Origin of the sequence: Paenibacillus sp. 2003, from assembly GCF_031455635.1 — a bacterium.
Lineage (GTDB): Bacteria > Bacillota > Bacilli > Paenibacillales > Paenibacillaceae > Paenibacillus > Paenibacillus amylolyticus_B.
The window spans coordinates 24,819-41,463 of sequence record NZ_JAVDTB010000012.1; the positions used below are offsets into that span (position 1 = coordinate 24,819).

The following is a 16,645-nucleotide window of genomic DNA, read 5'->3' on the forward strand; positions in this document are numbered from 1 at the left end:
GAGGGGAGGTGGATATCTATTGGGTAGGCGATATTGTAAATTGTCCAAATGGCGAATCTAGGTGGAGTTAAGCGAGGAACAATTGACAGCATGAGGGGTAACCCGATTTGAATGGAGAAGTTTCTGCAAGTCATTGACTTCATCTTGAATTCCTGTTTTGTAATTTTACAAGGTCAAACACGTACGACATATACAAATATGATCATTATTCGATTTCATATAAGGCATACGCCATGATGAACGACAAACAGCGCATGAATGGTTAACCTAGTTAACGGATCACGCTGTAACTATCTCTGGAGGTGAATCCCTGAGAACCGGGGAAATCATTGGACATAATTACCATATTGAATATCGTTTTACTTATTATCTTGATTGCATTGACTGCATTTTTCGTAGCATCGGAGTTCGCTGTAGTCAAAATCCGTACATCAAGAGTGGATCAACTGGTTGCGGAAGGCAATAAAAAAGCTGTACTCGCCAAAAAAGTTGTCTCGGACCTGGATTATTATCTGTCAGCCTGTCAGCTCGGTATCACGGTCACTGCTCTAGGACTGGGAGCACTCGGAAAACCGACGGTTGAGAGATTGTTATACCCGGTATTCAATTATTTAGACGTACCTGCTTCGATCTCATCAATTGCTTCCTATGCGATTGCCTTTATCCTCGTCACGTTCTTGCATGTGGTTGTTGGTGAGATGGCACCTAAAACATTGGCGATTCAGTTTTCGGAAAAACTGACGTTATTACTCTCGCCGCCTCTATATTGGTTTGGTAAAATCATGTATCCGTTCATTTGGGCGCTTAATGGAACATCACGTGTTCTTCTACGAGGATTTGGTGTAAAGCCTGCCAAACATGATCAAGCCTACTCGGAGGACGAGATCAAAATCATCATGAACCAGAGTTATGAAGGAGACGAGGACAACAAGACCAAGCTTTCTTATCTGGAAAATGTATTTGTGTTCGACGAACGTGATGCCAAAGACATCATGGTACCCCGTACGGAACTGGTGACGTTAGATCAGGAGATGACCTATGACGATATTATTCCTATATTGGATGAACATAACTACTCACGTTACCCTGTCATCGAGGATGGGGACAAGGACCGCATTATCGGCGTTGTGAATGTGAAAAAGATTTTGCCTGACATGGTTGCTGCAAGATCGTATCAGCTGAGCGAGTTTGTTCGTGAGATCCCATTCGTTTCCGAAGTTACAAGTATCCAGGATGCGATGATTAAAATGCAGCAGGAACGTGTACACATGGCCGTGGTTGTGGATGAATACGGCGGTACTTCGGGAATCATTACGATGGAGGATATTCTGGAGGAGTTGGTCGGTGAGATTCGTGATGAATTCGATGCCGATGAGGTGGCCGATATTCAGGAGACCGGAGAGAATCAATATCTCATTAATGGCCGGGTACTTTTGGATGAAGTGGAGCGGCAGTTCGGGCTTAGCTTTGAAGGAAACGAAGAGATGGACACCGTGGCCGGATGGATTCAGTACCAGAAGGGTGTAGGTGTGGAAAAAGGCGACACGGTAGAACACGGCGATTATGTCTGGACCGTTGTGGATACCGAAAATTACCACATCAAACAAGTTCTTCTGGAGCGGGTAAATGGCGCGCAGGTTGAGGAAGCTACTAGCGATATGGCGTGATGTTGGTTCGATCATGACTGTACTCTAGGGTTGACTGCCTATTTGGCTACTGCCCTCAGAATTTAAATGTTTGACAACGTAGCAGTGTAGGGGACGGAATCGATTCTGAAGAAGCGCAGCGTTCGCGTTTGCAAACCAATTTTAAACCTTTGAAAACAACAATCAGGAAAGTTTGGAGGCAATGGCGATCGGAAGAACGAGCCGTCACCGGAACGTCACTCGTGCAACCTTATTTTAAATTTTAATGGAGGTGAATCCCTCAACCTGAGGGAAATCATTGGACGGAATAATAGCCTTGAATTTATTTTTAGTAGCCGTATTTATAGGTTTGACAGCCTTTTTCGTTGGAGCCGAATTTGCAATTCTTAAAGTACGGATGTCCCGAATCGATCAATTGATCTCTGAAGGGAACAAAAAGGCAGTACTGGCCAAAAAAGTGGCGCACAACCTGGATTATTATCTGTCGGCATGTCAATTGGGGATTACCATCACAGCGCTGGTATTGGGAGCCTTGGGTGAACCTACCGTTGAGAAAATGCTGCACCCGCTATTTGAGCGCATGGAAGTGCCAGCGGCGTTGTCTACCGTGCTTTCCTACGGTATCGCTCTGGCAATCATTACGTTCCTGCACGTGGTTATTGGTGAATTGGCACCGAAAACACTGGCGATTCAGTTTGCAGAGAGAATGACGCTGTTGTTGGCCCCACCACTGTACTGGTTCGGTAAAATCATGAATCCGTTCATCTATGCGCTGAATGGAGCTGCTCGTCTGTTGCTTGGCATATTTGGTGTAAAACCTGCCGGCCATGATACCGTTCACTCCGAAGAAGAGCTGAAGCTGATTATGGCACAGAGCTATGAGAGTGGCGAGATCAACCAGACGGAGCTGGACTATCTTAAAAACATTTTTGCTTTTGATGAGCGTCTGCTTCAGGAGATTATGATTCCACGAGATAAAATTGTTACTTTGAATAAGGAAATGCCGATTGATCAGATCATTGAGACACTGAATCGACATGAATACACGCGATACCCTGTTATTGCAAATGGGGATCAGGCGCATTTTGTGGGCTTTATTAACACAAAAGAAATGCTGACGAGTGTAGCTGCGGGCAGAGATTTCAATATGGAGACATTTGTTCACAATACGCCGAGTTTCTCCGAGCGTTCTCCAATCAAGGATGTACTGATCCAGATGCAGCAAAGCCGTGTACACATTGCAACCGTGAAAAACGAGGCAGGTGCTACGGTAGGTATGGTTACGATGGAGGATATCCTTGAAGAGATTGTCGGAGATATCAAAGATGAATACGAGCACAAAGATTTGGTGAATCCACCAAAAAGAATGAAACTGGTTTAATAAGCAGTAATACAAAAGTGATACAGTATTAGCGAAGTAACGTAATTCTTCTAACTATAAAAGCAGGTTCCGGATGTGATCGGGGCCTGCTTTTTGGTTTAAATCTTAATTTTAAAATAAAAGCTTGCATAATGTAGTCCAATGGATTAATATAAATTTAAAGAATCTTAATTTAAAGATAAATAACGAAAAGCAATAAATAAAAGAAGCAAAAACAACCTATGATACAACTAAAACCAAGGGAGTGGAGATTATGTTCAGAACTTCAGGAATTCATCATATTACAGCTTTTGTAGACGATGCACAGAAAAACGTTGATTTTTACGCAGGTGTGTTGGCGCTCAGACTGGTGAAAAAAACAATTAACTTTGATGCACCAGACGTATATCACTTGTATTACGGGAACGAGCAGGGTGCACCGGGTACAATCATTACCTTTTTCCCACAGCAAAATTCAAGAAGAGGTGTCATTGGGTCAGGTCAGACTGGAGTTACCGTATATGCGGTTCCTGTAGGAAGCCTGCCTTTCTGGAAAGAACGTCTTGCTTCCTTCGACATTCCATATGAAAATAAAACCAGATTTGGTGAGCAGTACATTCGTTTCTTCGACAAAGGTGGTCTGCTGCTTGAACTGGTTGAGCGTGAAGGCGGTCAGCCAAGCAACTGGAGTTTCAACGGTGTGACACCGGAGCATGCCATCAAAGGATTTGGCGGAGCTGTATTGTTCAGCCACGTTCCTGAAAAAACCATGGACGTCCTGGTGAGCAAACTGGGTCTGGAGCAAGTCGGTGAAGAGAACGGACTCCTTCGTCTTCAGGCAAGCGGCGATATTGGTCAGATCATCGATATTCAGTCCACAGGTATCCAGCGCGGGATTGGAGGAGCCGGAACGGTTCACCATATTGCATGGCGTGCCAAAGATTACGTGGAACATGAACAAATTCAGCAGGATCTTGAACAATCCGGGTATCATCCAACGCCAGTCATTGACCGTCAATACTTCAACGCTGTGTATTTCCGGGAGCCGGGTGGTATACTGTTCGAACTGGCTACGGATCCTCCGGGATTTGCACGGGATGAACCAGCAGACAGCATGGGCGAGAAACTGATGTTGCCTGAATGGTATGAACCACAGCGTGAGCAGATTGAACAATTGTTGCCACGAATTGAAGTACGTGAATGGAAAGGAGAGTCCAAATCATGACCACAACCAATACAATGAAACATATCTATAAAGCAGGTGCTCAGCCGGATGCTCCAACAATCCTGTTACTTCACGGCACAGGCGGAACCGAGAACGATCTGATCGGTCTGGCGGAGATGATCGCACCAGGAGCTGGCATACTAGGGGTGCGGGGTAATGTATCGGAGAACGGGATGCCCCGTTTCTTCCGCCGTCTAGCCGAAGGCATTTTTGACGAAGAAGATCTGATTGCTCGTACGGCAGAGCTGGGATCTTTTGTAGATGCAGCTGCGGTGGAATACGGTTTTGATCGGTCCAACGTGTATGCACTGGGTTACTCTAACGGTGCCAACATTGCGGCAAGCTTGATCTTCCATCAAGCAGATGTATTCAAAGGTGCAATTCTGCATCACCCGATGGTACCGCTGCGCGGACTGGAACTGCCGGATCTGAAAGGTCTGCCTGTGTTCATTGGTGCGGGCGAGAACGATCCGATTGTACCAAGACGTGAAACCGAGGAACTTGCTTCGCTGCTCAGCGGTGCAGGTGCCGATGTAAACACGTATTGGGAGCGCCAGGGTCATCAGTTGACTCGTACCGAGGCAGAAGCTGCGGCAACTTGGTTTAAGACACAGGCGTAAGGTAGAGATAGCTCTAAACCGAATATTCGTTCATCCTTGCATTGAGTGATTGTGCAATCTTGCAGGAGCTGCGTACGAAGCAACAAGAAGGTGTATATGAGGGCCAGCCACATATTGGCTGGCACAGTTACCCGATCCAATCATGGATCGGGTTTTCTTTTTGCAGAAGATGTGTACTGTAACTTGATGAAGCAACATGGTTGTCGTAAAGGATGGATTATTCTATAATGAAGTAATTGATAATCATTTTCAATTAGATTCGGTGAAAGATGACTATGCACGTAATCAGGAGGGGAATATGAATCCTAACCCTAGCTCACATACGTTTGGTTCAAGTGCGTTTGTTCAGACCCGCGATGGTCGCAAACTACATTATATGTCCAGGGGAACAGGGGAACTGACGGTGGTGTTTGAATCCGGTATGGGCGCCTCCAGATCGAACTGGGGACTGGTTGCACCAGCCATTGCTGAGCATGCACGTGCTGTCGTGTATGACAGGGCAGGGGCGGGACGAAGTGATGTCGACTCGGCTCCCCGCAGCCTTGAACGCATTGCAGGGGATCTTGGAGAACTGCTTACAGCGCTGGGCCAGGGCCCATTCATTCTGGTTGGACATAGCTGGGGCGGTCCGATTGTACGGGCTGCGGCAGCTGCACATCTATCTCGATTACGTGGCATTATTCTGGTAGATCCATCAGACGAGCATTGCGAAATGTACTTTTCCAAGCTTACTAAAAAGAGCTTTGCCATCAATGGTTTCATTATTCCAATCATGGCGCGTACAGGCTTGTATAAGTTGCTTGGTAGCAAAGCTGGAAGCATTCAGCCTGACGATGTGGCGGCGGATCACCTCAAGGAGGATTTCACTGTACGCGCAGCCAGCACGATGCTTGCGGAGGGCAGAACATTTCTGAATGACATGGCAGCGCTGCTGGAACATCCTCCGGCTCTGGGTAATCTGGAAGTTAGCGTGATCTCGGGTACGAAACCGGGCAAGGGAGAGGGAAAAATCAGACCTGCCCTCATCACGGCGCATCGCCAGACGGTGAGCCAGCTATCCAATGCGAGATGGATTGGGGCCGATCAATCGGGACATATGGTTATATATACAGACCCTCAGGTCATTATCGATGAGATTGTACGAATGATAAATGATGTATGCTCAAGCGCAAGAACAGAACAAAAGTGATACAATACAAAGAAAAGCAGTGCGCGACATTGCTAGATAAGTTGAATTAATGATTTACACGATAACGGAGAGGACAGAAAAAACCTGAAAAAGCGAAGCGTGCGCCTTTATCACCGGACTTTCCCCTTTAGAAAAGGGAATCGAAAAATCTGGGGATAACAGCGATTGGAGGGTTGTTCTGTCATCGTAGTGTCAGTGTAAATAAACTTTAGTTCAACTTATATAGACCATAAAAGCGGAGTGTGGAGACAACATGAAACCAGTTGAACAAGAACCAACGGGAACCACAAGTTCCGGTCGTGCCAGTGTTGGCATGGAAGATATCGTGCGCGCACATCATGTGCTGCGTGAGGTCATAGTAAGAACGCCGTTACAGCGGGATGCTGTATTGTCGGCCAAATATAACTGTAATGTGTATCTGAAAAGGGAAGACCTTCAAGTGGTGCGTTCGTTCAAAATTCGGGGCGCCTATAATATGATTCGCAGTCTGACACCAGCCGAGATGGAGAAGGGTATTGTCTGTGCAAGTGCGGGCAACCATGCTCAGGGTGTTGCTTTTAGCTGTAATGCCCTTGGAATTAAGGGCAAAATCTTCATGCCGAGTACAACACCGAACCAGAAGGTGAAGCAGGTGCGTCGCTTTGGTGGAAACAACGTTGAAGTGGTGCTGATCGGAGATACGTATGACGATGCTTATGCAGAGGCAATGCGTGCATGTGACGAACAGGGCATGACGTTTATCCATCCTTTTGATCAACCGAAGATTATTGCAGGTAATGGTACGGTAGCGATGGAAATCATGGAAAGTCTCGATGAGAATGCCGACTATGTATTCGTGACGATTGGTGGCGGAGGGCTGGCAGCCGGCGTGGGAACCTACATGAAGACCGTGAGTCCAGAGACACGCATCATTGGAGTTGAGCCACTTGGAGCAGCTTCCATGAGTGAGGCGATGTTCCGCAAACAGGTTGTGACGTTGGATGATATAGATAAATTCGTGGATGGTGCAGCGGTGAAACGGGTTGGTGATCTCACCTTTGATATCTGCAATAGTATACTTGATGACATTGTGAAAGTGCCAGAAGGCAAAGCCTGCACAACTATTCTGGAGCTATATAATGAAAATGCGATCGTTGTCGAGCCTGCCGGTTCCTTGGCTGTTGCAGCGCTTGAACAGTATCGTGAGCAAATCGTGGGCAAGACGGTGGTCTGTGTTATTAGTGGCGGGAACAACGATATCGACCGGATGCAGGAGATCAAGGAACGTTCCCTCATATATGAAGGTCTGAAGTATTATTTCATGGTTAATTTCCCGCAGCGTGCAGGAGCATTACGTGAATTCCTGGAGGAAGTTCTAGGGAAGAATGATGATATCACCCGGTTTGAATATACGAAAAAGCATGATAAGGAAAATGGCCCTGCCTTGGTGGGCATCGAGCTGATGTACAAGGAAGATTACCACCCGCTCATTGAACGCATGAACCGCAAAGGTATCGCCTATACCGAGCTGAACAAAAATCTAAATCTGTTCAACATGTTAATCTGATGAAACATTCCAGTATGCAGTCAGATCACCAAGAAACATCTCCTCTGATCAGACCTGCGCGCATAGAAGATGCAGATCAGGTCATTCCGTTACTGTATCAGGCGATAGGAGACATTGCATACGCGCTTGCGGGTGAGGCGGATCATGAGAAGGCGATGCAGATTTTACAGGAGTTCTATGTACAGGAAAACAACCGGATTAGCTATCGTCATGTGACAGTGATGGAGCAGGATGGGCTGATCGCGGGGATTCTGGTGGCCTATGATGGCGGTGAAGCTGATCGTCTGGACCAGCCGATTCTGAATCGACCTGGACGAAGCCGGGATGAGAAGTATGCTTTGGTCAAAGAAACCCGTCCGGGGGAGTATTATCTGGATACTCTATCGGTAAGTGAAGCTTATCAGGGGCAGGGTATCGGCCGGGCACTGATGGCTGCTTTTGAGCAGCAGGGCAGAGATCAGGGTCACTCACAGGTATCCCTGATTGTAGAACGGGACAACGGCCGTGCGCTAATGCTGTACGAACGGCAGGGATATGTCAAAGACGATGTGATTATCATCGGAGGACATGAGTATAATCATATGGTCAAACCGATTCAATAGTGCAGGGAGCTGACGGTTTAGTCAGTTTTGATGATAGAAGCATGAAGAAAACCGCCACAGTAGCGAATCCTGTGGCGGTTTTTGTTGTGGTTATCTGTTGGGATTTAGCCTGAATTTTGCCCGGATATTAACTCTGGGAACGGATTAACTCAATAGTTTGCATAGTCGCTGACCGGCACATTCTGCTCCAGCCATTTCTCCACCGCAGCTGTTTTCTCATACTTCGATTCCTTAACCACGTCCATAAAGGCATCCAGCTTGGTGAGGAATTCACTATCGACGGATGTAAGACGTTGCAAGACGCCATTGTAGCCTCTTTGGGCGTTCGCAACCATTTTGTTCGTGTCATAATCAAACAGCGGTGTATTGTTCAGCCCATAAAAGGTATACAGGGTATAACTGTTTAACAGATTCTGCACCTGCTTGGCCCGATTTGATTTTGGATGCAGCTCCAGGAATCTTTCCTGGCTCAGTGCTCGAAGGAGAATTTCCTGATAGCCAATGACCAGAGCACCGTCATCCGCAGGCATGTTTTTCGTTTCCTTTGTCATGATACTGATGTAGCTTGAGATATCTTCTTTAATTTCAGAGTTATATTTCACGAATGCCGCATAATTCATTATGGGATAGAGGGAGCCTTCCAGCATGACGAGGCGGTAGCCGCTGTCACGGGCTTCTTTTAACAGTGCACGCAGATCAGAGTCCTGGGTACGCTCCATGAGTTTGGTGAAGCTATCATTCAACTTGTAGGCCTTGATCATCTTGTCCTGAATGTTAGGAACGAGCAGACGGTCCGTCATGGCGCTTAGCGCCTTCAGGCGAGCATTCTCCAATTGAAGCACCATCAGGGTGGCGTGATGCTTTGTTACTTTTTTGATATGAGATTCGAGATAAGTATCCGCGGCAGGCAAGCCGTTCTTTTTGTAGAGCATGGACTGAAATGTTTTATATATCGTTGTTGAACTGGCAGTCGTGACTTTGGAATCTGTACTGGAAGAAGCGGCAGAAGCAACTCCGGATAATGGAACGACAGCCGATTGGAGCAGCATGAGGACGGCGGTTGCTGTAATGAAGGTACGCATGCCTTTACGTTTGGCAGATTGAAACGATGATGTCATAGATATGAACCTCCCGTAGTTAAGAAAATGATAGGCGTTGTTCACTAGTCACTATACCTTAACGCAATTGGGGCAGGATGTGGTTGCGGAATGGTGACAAATTCTTCTGTTATTTTTAACTTTTGGAGGGTGGAAGATAGAGGGAGATTTCTGAGAGAATATTTTTTGTACAACTGGAAACTTTTGAGCTGATCGGAACGTCTTAGTTGTGCACAGGTAAATACAGGAATGAATGAAATGAACAACGAATCTATTTCGATGTTAACTACATGCGAGAATGGGGATATGGGATATGAGGAAAGCGGGAGGAAAACAAGTGAAGAAGGTAATGTCAGCGCTGGCTGTATCGGCCATGCTGATGTCCGCACTTCCAACGTCGGTTATGGATGCAGCTGCGAGGATCAGCATATATATTAATGATGCAGAGTTATCATCTGCTCAGGCACCTGTCATGAAAGGTGGACGGGTACTCGTTCCGCTTCGGTCGATTTTTGAAGGATTGGATGCGAAGGTACAGTACACGAACAGAACCAAAACGATTGTTGCAACTCGCGACGATCAGGAAGTTAAATTGACACTTGGTTCCAAAACGGCATACATCAACGGGGAAGCGATATCGCTGGATGTACCTGCGAACACGATTAAGGGCAACACGATGGTTCCAATTCGTTTTGTCAGTGAGGCTTTTGGAGAGAAAGTGTTCTGGAACTCACGTAATCAGCGTGTAGATATCAAGACAACGGCAACACCTCCAGTGGATGAGACACAATATGCTGCATGGAACATCTATGGATCGGTATCTGGAAGTAACGGGGATGGTCGGGACCTGACCGTGAGCTTCACACGTCCAACTTCGGAGAAGGCGGTATCTGCTTACCGGATTATGCTGGTGAAAACTCGCGATGTGAATAGCTTTACAGAATCGGCAGCATCTGCCGTACCTTCTGCAAACTATACATCTGTAACACCGAATGGCAGCAACCCGAAACTGACGCTTAATGCACAGACGCGTGACGTGAACGGGGATTTGCTCAATAGCAATGAAACGTATCGCCTGTATGTACTGACTGTTGGTAACAGCAGCAATAATTATAAAAATGCATTGAACTGGTCTTCCCAGGCTTTGAAGCTCAATATTGTGAAATCCACAGTACAGGCAGTTACAAGTCTGCGTGCCGCAGATATTAGTGACTATGGCGATGGCCGCGATCTGGAGATTAACTTCACGCAGCCGAGCACAACATCGAACATTACGTATTATCGTGCTTTTGTTGTTAAAGCGAAGGACTCTTCTGCATTCAATCTGGCTGCAGCGAACAAAGTGTCCAGTGCAAACTCCACGATCATATACAAAGGAAACAGTACCGCAGTCAAAAGCAAGCTGACTTCTTCGACACGGGATACGTCCGGCGAATTGATTAAAAGCGGTACAGCGTATGTCGTCTACATCCTGTCGGTAAGCACAAATACTACGACAGACAGCAAGCTGTCCGCAGTATCATCTTCACTTACGCTGTCCGTGAACACAGCAACGTCTCCGGTAATTACGCAGGTGAAGGACAACTCGGATTATGGAGACGGCCGTGACATTCAGGTGAGCTTTAACCGTTCATCGGATGAGTCCAAGGTAGCGAACTATCGCATCTTCGTAGTGCGTAACTCTGTAGCCAGCAGCTTCAATCTGACAACGGCAAGCAATCTGTCCTCCAGTCTGTACTATACGGTGAACAAAACAGGCAACAACATTACAACGACATTGCCTTCATCCATGAAGGATACAAGTGGTTATAACGTAACGAATCTGCAAGATTATCGTATCTACGTGATGGCGGTGGGCAATCAGCAAAATGGATACACCAATGCGCTGTCAGCATCCTCCACTGTGCTGAGACTTACAACGAACGGTAACGCTGGAGTCATTAGCAACCTTGCTGTTGTGGATATTGGTGACTACGGTGATGGCCGTGATCTGCGGGTTTCGTTCAACAAAGCTGCGGATGAATCCAGAATCTCTGCCTACCGAGTCTATGTAGTGCGTTCCGCTAATGTGGGCAGCTTCACGCTGAGCGCTGCTAATGCGTCGAACAACTACACTCAGGTGAACAAAACGGGTGGTAACCTGTCCGTTACGCTTCCGAACTATGCGGTAGATACCAATGGTTATACCATTACCAATAACGTTGCTTATCGGGTATTCGTGCTGTCGGTGAATAACAACGGAAACTCCAGTCAGAATGCTTTGTCTGGTTACTCTTCCCAGATTACATTGTCGGCAAACGCGGCTGTAACAGCTCCGAGCAATGTGGTTGCAAGTGATATTGGGGATACTGGAGATGGACGTGATCTGCGTGTATCGTTCACTAAATCCGCAGATGAGACAAATGTGAATCACTATCGGGTGTTTGTGGTGAAGTCCGGTAGCACGTTTAATCTGAACACAGCCAATGCAGTGAACAGCTCCAACTATACGTATGTAAGTAGAACTGGAAATAACCAGACGATTACTTTATCTAATGGTTCGAGAACAGTGGATGGTGACTCGATCCGTAACGATGTAGGCTATCGAGTTTATGTAATGGCTGTGAATAATAATACATCTTTGGCAAATGCATTATCTTCAGCCTCCAGTGTGATCACACTGACTTCAAATTCTGCTGTAGCAGTGGCGAGTAATGTGAATGCAACCGTTAAAGATCAAGGACAGTCTGGAACGCCTTCGGATGTAACAATAACCTTCAACAAAGCAACAAGCGAGACCAATATCTCCAATTATCGTATCTTGATTGTGCCTGCTAGCCAAGTGAGTGGATTCAATACAAGTTCTGCTCTTGGAATTAATTCTTTTATTGAAATCAACAAAAACAATGCAGGCAGTCCGGTAGTACTAAACGGTGGACATCGAGATATTAATGGTAGTGTCCTGGTTCCTGGACAGAAATATAGAGTGTTTGTCTTGTCCGTTTCGGACAGTACGTCACGTGCTTCCAATCTATCTTCTGCTTCCGATGAGTTTAAGATCTTTGCACAAGCAAATGCGGTTCAAACTGCCACTATAACAGGCCTTCAAAATACAAGTACTGTGACTGAGGCAAGTTATAAGCTTATCTTTACTAAACCAACTGCTGAAACGGGGATTTCTGCATACCGACTCTTTATTGTTAAAGGAACAGATAATTTGGATATTACTACAGCAAGCTCTAACACTAGCTACCCAATTGGAAATCCTGCAGCGGTTGAAGTTACTTTAACGAAAACAGCTATAGATTCAACTGGAGCCAATCTGGTGGAAGGAGGCGAGTACAAGGTGTATATTCTTTCAGTTGCTGCAAATACAACAACGAATAAACATACACTTTCAGGCCCATCGGATACATTCAAGCTTGAAAAAGCTCAGCCTACGCCTACACAGGAGCAGACGTCTACTACCAATCCACCAGCCTCAAGTGAGGGGCAAACACCTCCACAGGGCTGAATGTAAAAATTTACACTGAAACAAACTTGAACACTCTTTCCATTCGGAAAGGGTGTTTTCATTATGTCTGGACAACGATCGTCTGGCGTGTATTTCAAACTTGCATGCTTTATGAAAATCTTGTCGCCAAAAAGGTTCCTAAGACCATTGTTACATCGGGAACAAATAATGGATAATAAAGGGAAGTTAGCTATATATAGATCGAACTAAACATTTACACGAAACAGAGTGGCCAATGTAAATATCTTTAGTTCACCTTATGTAGAAGCCTATGAGCCGAAAGGAATGATGGAATGCTTGCATTTCGTTTGACGGGCCTGCCGGATTCCCGGTTGCCGCTGTACCTGTATTGTGTGGGCACGCAGGAAGAGAAAGTTCTGCATAGACCGGATGGATTTCCGGTGTATCAGTTGTTTTTGTCACACGGTGGTGAAGGGCAGTTCAAGATAACGGGAAAAGGATCAAGGACGATGGGAGCAGGGCAGTTATTCATCGTGGAACCCGAGGTTGCACATGAGTATGTGCCTCATTCCAAATCCAAAGGAGAACTTGGTTATATCGGTATTGGCGGTGCATCGGCTGGATCAGTACTTCAATGCGCGGATTTGCTTCTGAACGAGCCGTGCCATATCTCCGGTTTTGAAATCATCTGGTCACGCATGACGGATATCTGGCATGCGCTGGATCAAGGAGCAACGGAGATGTGGAACACATCAGCCCTCATCTACCAGCTCATTTTGGATATAGCACAATCGAAAATTCCATCTAATGTCTATATTGAGGGTGCTGGATCATTGATGGCACAGGACGGCACTGTAACACGTTCTAATCGGGAGTCCGATGCAAGCAAGGATGCACTCGTCCGAGCGGTAGCATTGATGCATACTCACTATCAGGACGATCTGTTATTGAAGCATGTTGCTGACGCAGTGGGTTATTCGGTGCAGCATCTCAACCGATTATTTCACCAGCATTATGGCGTGACAGGGCATCAGTATATGCAACGATTACGTTTGCAGAAGGCTTCGGAATGGCTGGACAAGCATCCACGAGCAAGTGTACGAGAGGTGGCAGAGACCGTAGGCATGGAAGTGAACTATTTTATCCGGATGTTCAAGCGGGAGTTTGGAGAGACACCGGGCAAAGGAATCAAACATCGGAATCAGCTCCAAATGGAAAAAGACCTCACGAGTTCGTGAAGTCCCTTAATCGATTATATAACGTGTTATGCTGTTTTACTTTTGTCCAAATAAAGGCCTTACCGTTGCAAGTCCCACAACTCCGATCACTGTACTCAACCACGGAGCCAGTGCAAATACCGGAAGTTTATCACGCAGTGGATAGCCTACAAACAGCACAAGGACCACGATGACGATGTAGATGATGATTCCCTTAAGGTTAACTTTAGGTACGGTGTTCTTGTCCGCTCCTTCATCGTCCGGTCGCTCAGCAAGACGGCGAAGCATCTCCACCAATGCAATACCTCCAACTGCCGCAACGATCAGGGAGAACAGACTGATGTGTTGGAATGGTTCCGTATCTCCCCCAGTCCAACCCACGAACAATCCCACACATCCTTGAATCAACATGACAAAAGACAAAGCAGCCCAAGCGATCATGGCATACCACTTTGGTGTCCGTTTCACAGGCTCTGGATTCTCAGTTGGCTGTGATTCTACAACGTTTGCTTTCTTTTTAGCTGAAACAGATGGACTATTATCACGGGTTGGACTGGATTTACCCATCTCAACGGCAGCCGTCTTCTCCGGTGCTGTATTTGTAATCCCGAGCTGTGCATGGATGTCTTGTTCCAGATCAGGTCCGTATAACTCGCGAGCGGGTTTGTTATCCCGCTGAGCCTGTACGATTGCTTTTCCTGCGGAGAGTATCCACTCTTCCTGTGTTCTCTCGTCCGCTGGCGCATGACGTGCAATTGTGCTGATCTCGTCATACAGTTTCACATGTTCAGGTGTCATTCGACTCATCTCAGTTATTTGCCGATTCTGTATTTCTTTAAGCTTCTTATAGGAAATCCCCAATGATTGCTCCCCCTGTCTACACACGTTCTGATCTTCCAATTGACTGAAGACCCTGACGGTATTTTAGTATACGGGAAGGGCTCTCGTTTCGCAAAGTCATTCCTTATAAAAAAGCTGCTCATGGTGGACCCATATCCATACACAGGCCAGTATAACACAGGTGCATAACAGCACCAGTTTACCGTGATGTTGAATCCATTCCAGTAGATGTTCCATGAATTCATTCCTTTCGGCAGAAGGATTCCGAGGCATATGCTGCCTATGTTTTTTCGTTTATTTTCCCCCGTTCATGTGAAAAAATACCCTCACGCCTCACAGATCTAACGATTGTGTGAAGTATGCATAAAGAGCAGCCGATTCCATCACAATAGTAGCATTTCCAACAGAAATCCAAGATTGGAGTGTGCTTGTTATGGATAAACAAACAGAATTGACCCGGAAGCTGCTACTGAACAGCAACTCCCGTGGAGTCGTGGACGAGGTTGTATCCTTTGAAGAGAACCTGGAGGATACGGAGTATGCAGAAGAACTGACAGATGGCAATTTGAAGGGAAGAAGTTTCTGGGACAATAGTGATTCGGGTCATGAGCATGAGTGGAATGGACGGGTGGAGACCCACGAGATGTTCCGTAGAAGCTACGAATAACGATCCTGCAACACTTGGTTTGAATTCCAAATGATATCCGGGCCAGCTGTCATCAGCGTGGCTCATTTTTTTGTGCTTATTATCCGATAGAATGTAGATTGGTAGTCGACGTAGAAAGGGTTCTTACTTACGTTGACTTGCAGGGTACGGGATGATAATATATGAATAACATCTTAATACACACTAAACTTATCGGATTATATATATTTAATAAATGGAAGTTAACAGGCTAAGCGTGGAAAGGGGAAATCGGTATGGAACGTCAGATCAGTATCCGTCATGGACAGGAAGAATTAACAGCCACGATTCATTATCCGGTCGTGAAAGATATCAAGGAGGAGAAGAGTCAGCAGCGAGTCCCTCTGGTGGTCATCTGCCACGGCTTCGTTGGTAGCCGGATCGGCGTGGATCGTTTGTTTGTAAAGACTGCACGGGAGCTGGCTGAAGACGGTTATCTGGTCCTGCGTTTCGATTATATCGGTTGCGGAGAGAGCAGTGGGGAGTATGGAGTGGAGGGACTGGAGTCCATGGTGCTACAGACCCGCTCGGTGCTGGATTACGCGGTGAATTGCAGTGATGTAGATCCTACACGCGTTACGCTGATTGGTCATAGTCTGGGTGGTGCCGTTGCATTGCTAACTGCTGTACGTGACAAACGTGTCAAAAACCTGGTTATGTGGTCCTCCGTGGGTTATCCATTCAATGATATCGTGAAGATTACGGGACGGGACGTATACGATGAAGGCGTGAAACTGGGCGCGGCTGATTATCTTGGATACAAATTCACACCGACGTTCTTCGAGTCTCTTGCTGAACAACAGCCATTCCAGGAAGCAGTTAAGTTTAGCGGAGATGTACTCGTCGTGCATGGCACGTCAGATGAGATTATTCCTGTAGACTACGCATTCCTGTATCAAAAGGTATTCTGGATGCGCCAAGAGGGCCGCTGTGATAAGGAGATCATCTTCCAGGGCGATCACACCTTCTCTTCAGGTAAAGAGCGGGAACAGCTAATTACGCGTACCAGAGAGTGGCTGGGCGAACGTCAGAAGATCGAGCAGGATTGGCAGCACTGGATGATATAAGTGGCAGGATTACAACTGTTTGGGGATGTCAGCTTGGAAAAGCGCCTTCTTAAGGGTAAAATAGAGGAGTAAGCATTCTATCCGTGTCTGGAGGTTG

Annotated in this window: 13 protein-coding genes; 11 read left to right on the forward strand and 2 right to left on the reverse strand. The window is 46.4% G+C overall.

Annotation, left to right across the window (positions count from 1 at the left end; genetic code table 11):
• Positions 1–329: 329 nt before the first annotated feature.
• The 7 genes from J2X75_RS27900 to J2X75_RS27930 all read left to right on the forward strand — a co-directional run bounded on the left by J2X75_RS27900 (position 330) and on the right by J2X75_RS27930 (position 8,188).
• On the forward strand, positions 330–1,667 hold the full coding sequence (locus J2X75_RS27900; RefSeq protein ID WP_310342508.1) for a hemolysin family protein: 1,338 nt from the start codon (positions 330–332) through the stop codon (positions 1,665–1,667).
• Positions 1,668–1,944: 277 nt separating this feature from the next.
• A complete protein-coding gene (locus tag J2X75_RS27905; protein WP_036606063.1) occupies positions 1,945–3,027 on the forward strand; it encodes a hemolysin family protein in 1,083 nt (360 codons plus the stop codon).
• A 253-nt stretch (positions 3,028–3,280) separates the two neighbouring features.
• Positions 3,281–4,231: a ring-cleaving dioxygenase gene (locus J2X75_RS27910; protein ID WP_397384413.1), complete on the forward strand. Its 951-nt coding sequence runs from the start codon at positions 3,281–3,283 to the stop codon at positions 4,229–4,231.
• A gap of 14 nt (positions 4,232–4,245) precedes the next feature.
• A complete protein-coding gene (locus tag J2X75_RS27915; protein ID WP_124118641.1) occupies positions 4,246–4,851 on the forward strand; it encodes an alpha/beta hydrolase in 606 nt (201 codons plus the stop codon).
• A gap of 298 nt (positions 4,852–5,149) precedes the next feature.
• The gene (locus tag J2X75_RS27920) at positions 5,150–6,040 is read left to right on the forward strand and encodes an alpha/beta hydrolase (protein ID WP_310342510.1); all 891 of its coding nucleotides are present in this window, start codon (positions 5,150–5,152) and stop codon (positions 6,038–6,040) included.
• A 253-nt stretch (positions 6,041–6,293) separates the two neighbouring features.
• Positions 6,294–7,586, forward strand: a complete 1,293-nt coding sequence (gene ilvA / locus J2X75_RS27925; protein WP_310342512.1) for a threonine ammonia-lyase IlvA — start codon at positions 6,294–6,296, stop codon at positions 7,584–7,586.
• Entirely contained in the window at positions 7,586–8,188 is a 603-nt protein-coding gene (locus J2X75_RS27930; protein WP_310342513.1) for a GNAT family N-acetyltransferase, read from the forward strand. Before ilvA ends, J2X75_RS27930 begins: the two co-directional genes overlap by 1 nt.
• 149 nt (positions 8,189–8,337) lie before the next feature.
• On the opposite strand, the gene J2X75_RS27935 is transcribed toward J2X75_RS27930, so the two are convergent.
• On the reverse strand, positions 8,338–9,306 hold the full coding sequence (locus tag J2X75_RS27935; protein ID WP_310342515.1) for a hypothetical protein: 969 nt from the start codon (positions 9,304–9,306) through the stop codon (positions 8,338–8,340).
• 316 nt (positions 9,307–9,622) lie between these two features.
• On the opposite strand from J2X75_RS27935, the gene J2X75_RS27940 reads away from it, so the two are divergent.
• Positions 9,623–12,778 (forward strand): stalk domain-containing protein, encoded by a 3,156-nt coding sequence (locus J2X75_RS27940; protein ID WP_310342517.1) that lies wholly within the window; start codon positions 9,623–9,625, stop codon positions 12,776–12,778.
• A gap of 293 nt (positions 12,779–13,071) precedes the next feature.
• Complete coding sequence (locus J2X75_RS27945; RefSeq protein ID WP_310342520.1) at positions 13,072–13,977, forward strand: AraC family transcriptional regulator; 906 nt, start codon at positions 13,072–13,074, stop codon at positions 13,975–13,977.
• Positions 13,978–14,013: 36 nt separating this feature from the next.
• On the opposite strand, the gene J2X75_RS27950 is transcribed toward J2X75_RS27945, so the two are convergent.
• Entirely contained in the window at positions 14,014–14,817 is an 804-nt protein-coding gene (locus J2X75_RS27950; protein WP_310342523.1) for a DUF1129 family protein, read from the reverse strand.
• 412 nt (positions 14,818–15,229) lie between these two features.
• Here J2X75_RS27950 and J2X75_RS27955 point away from each other — a divergent pair, with 412 nt between their 5' ends.
• Together J2X75_RS27955 and J2X75_RS27960 are read left to right on the forward strand one after the other, a co-directional pair.
• The gene (locus J2X75_RS27955; protein WP_047840502.1) at positions 15,230–15,463 is read left to right on the forward strand and encodes a hypothetical protein; all 234 of its coding nucleotides are present in this window, start codon (positions 15,230–15,232) and stop codon (positions 15,461–15,463) included.
• Between the two features lie 254 nt (positions 15,464–15,717).
• On the forward strand, positions 15,718–16,548 hold the full coding sequence (locus tag J2X75_RS27960; RefSeq protein WP_310342525.1) for an alpha/beta hydrolase: 831 nt from the start codon (positions 15,718–15,720) through the stop codon (positions 16,546–16,548).
• Positions 16,549–16,645: the final 97 nt, after the last annotated feature.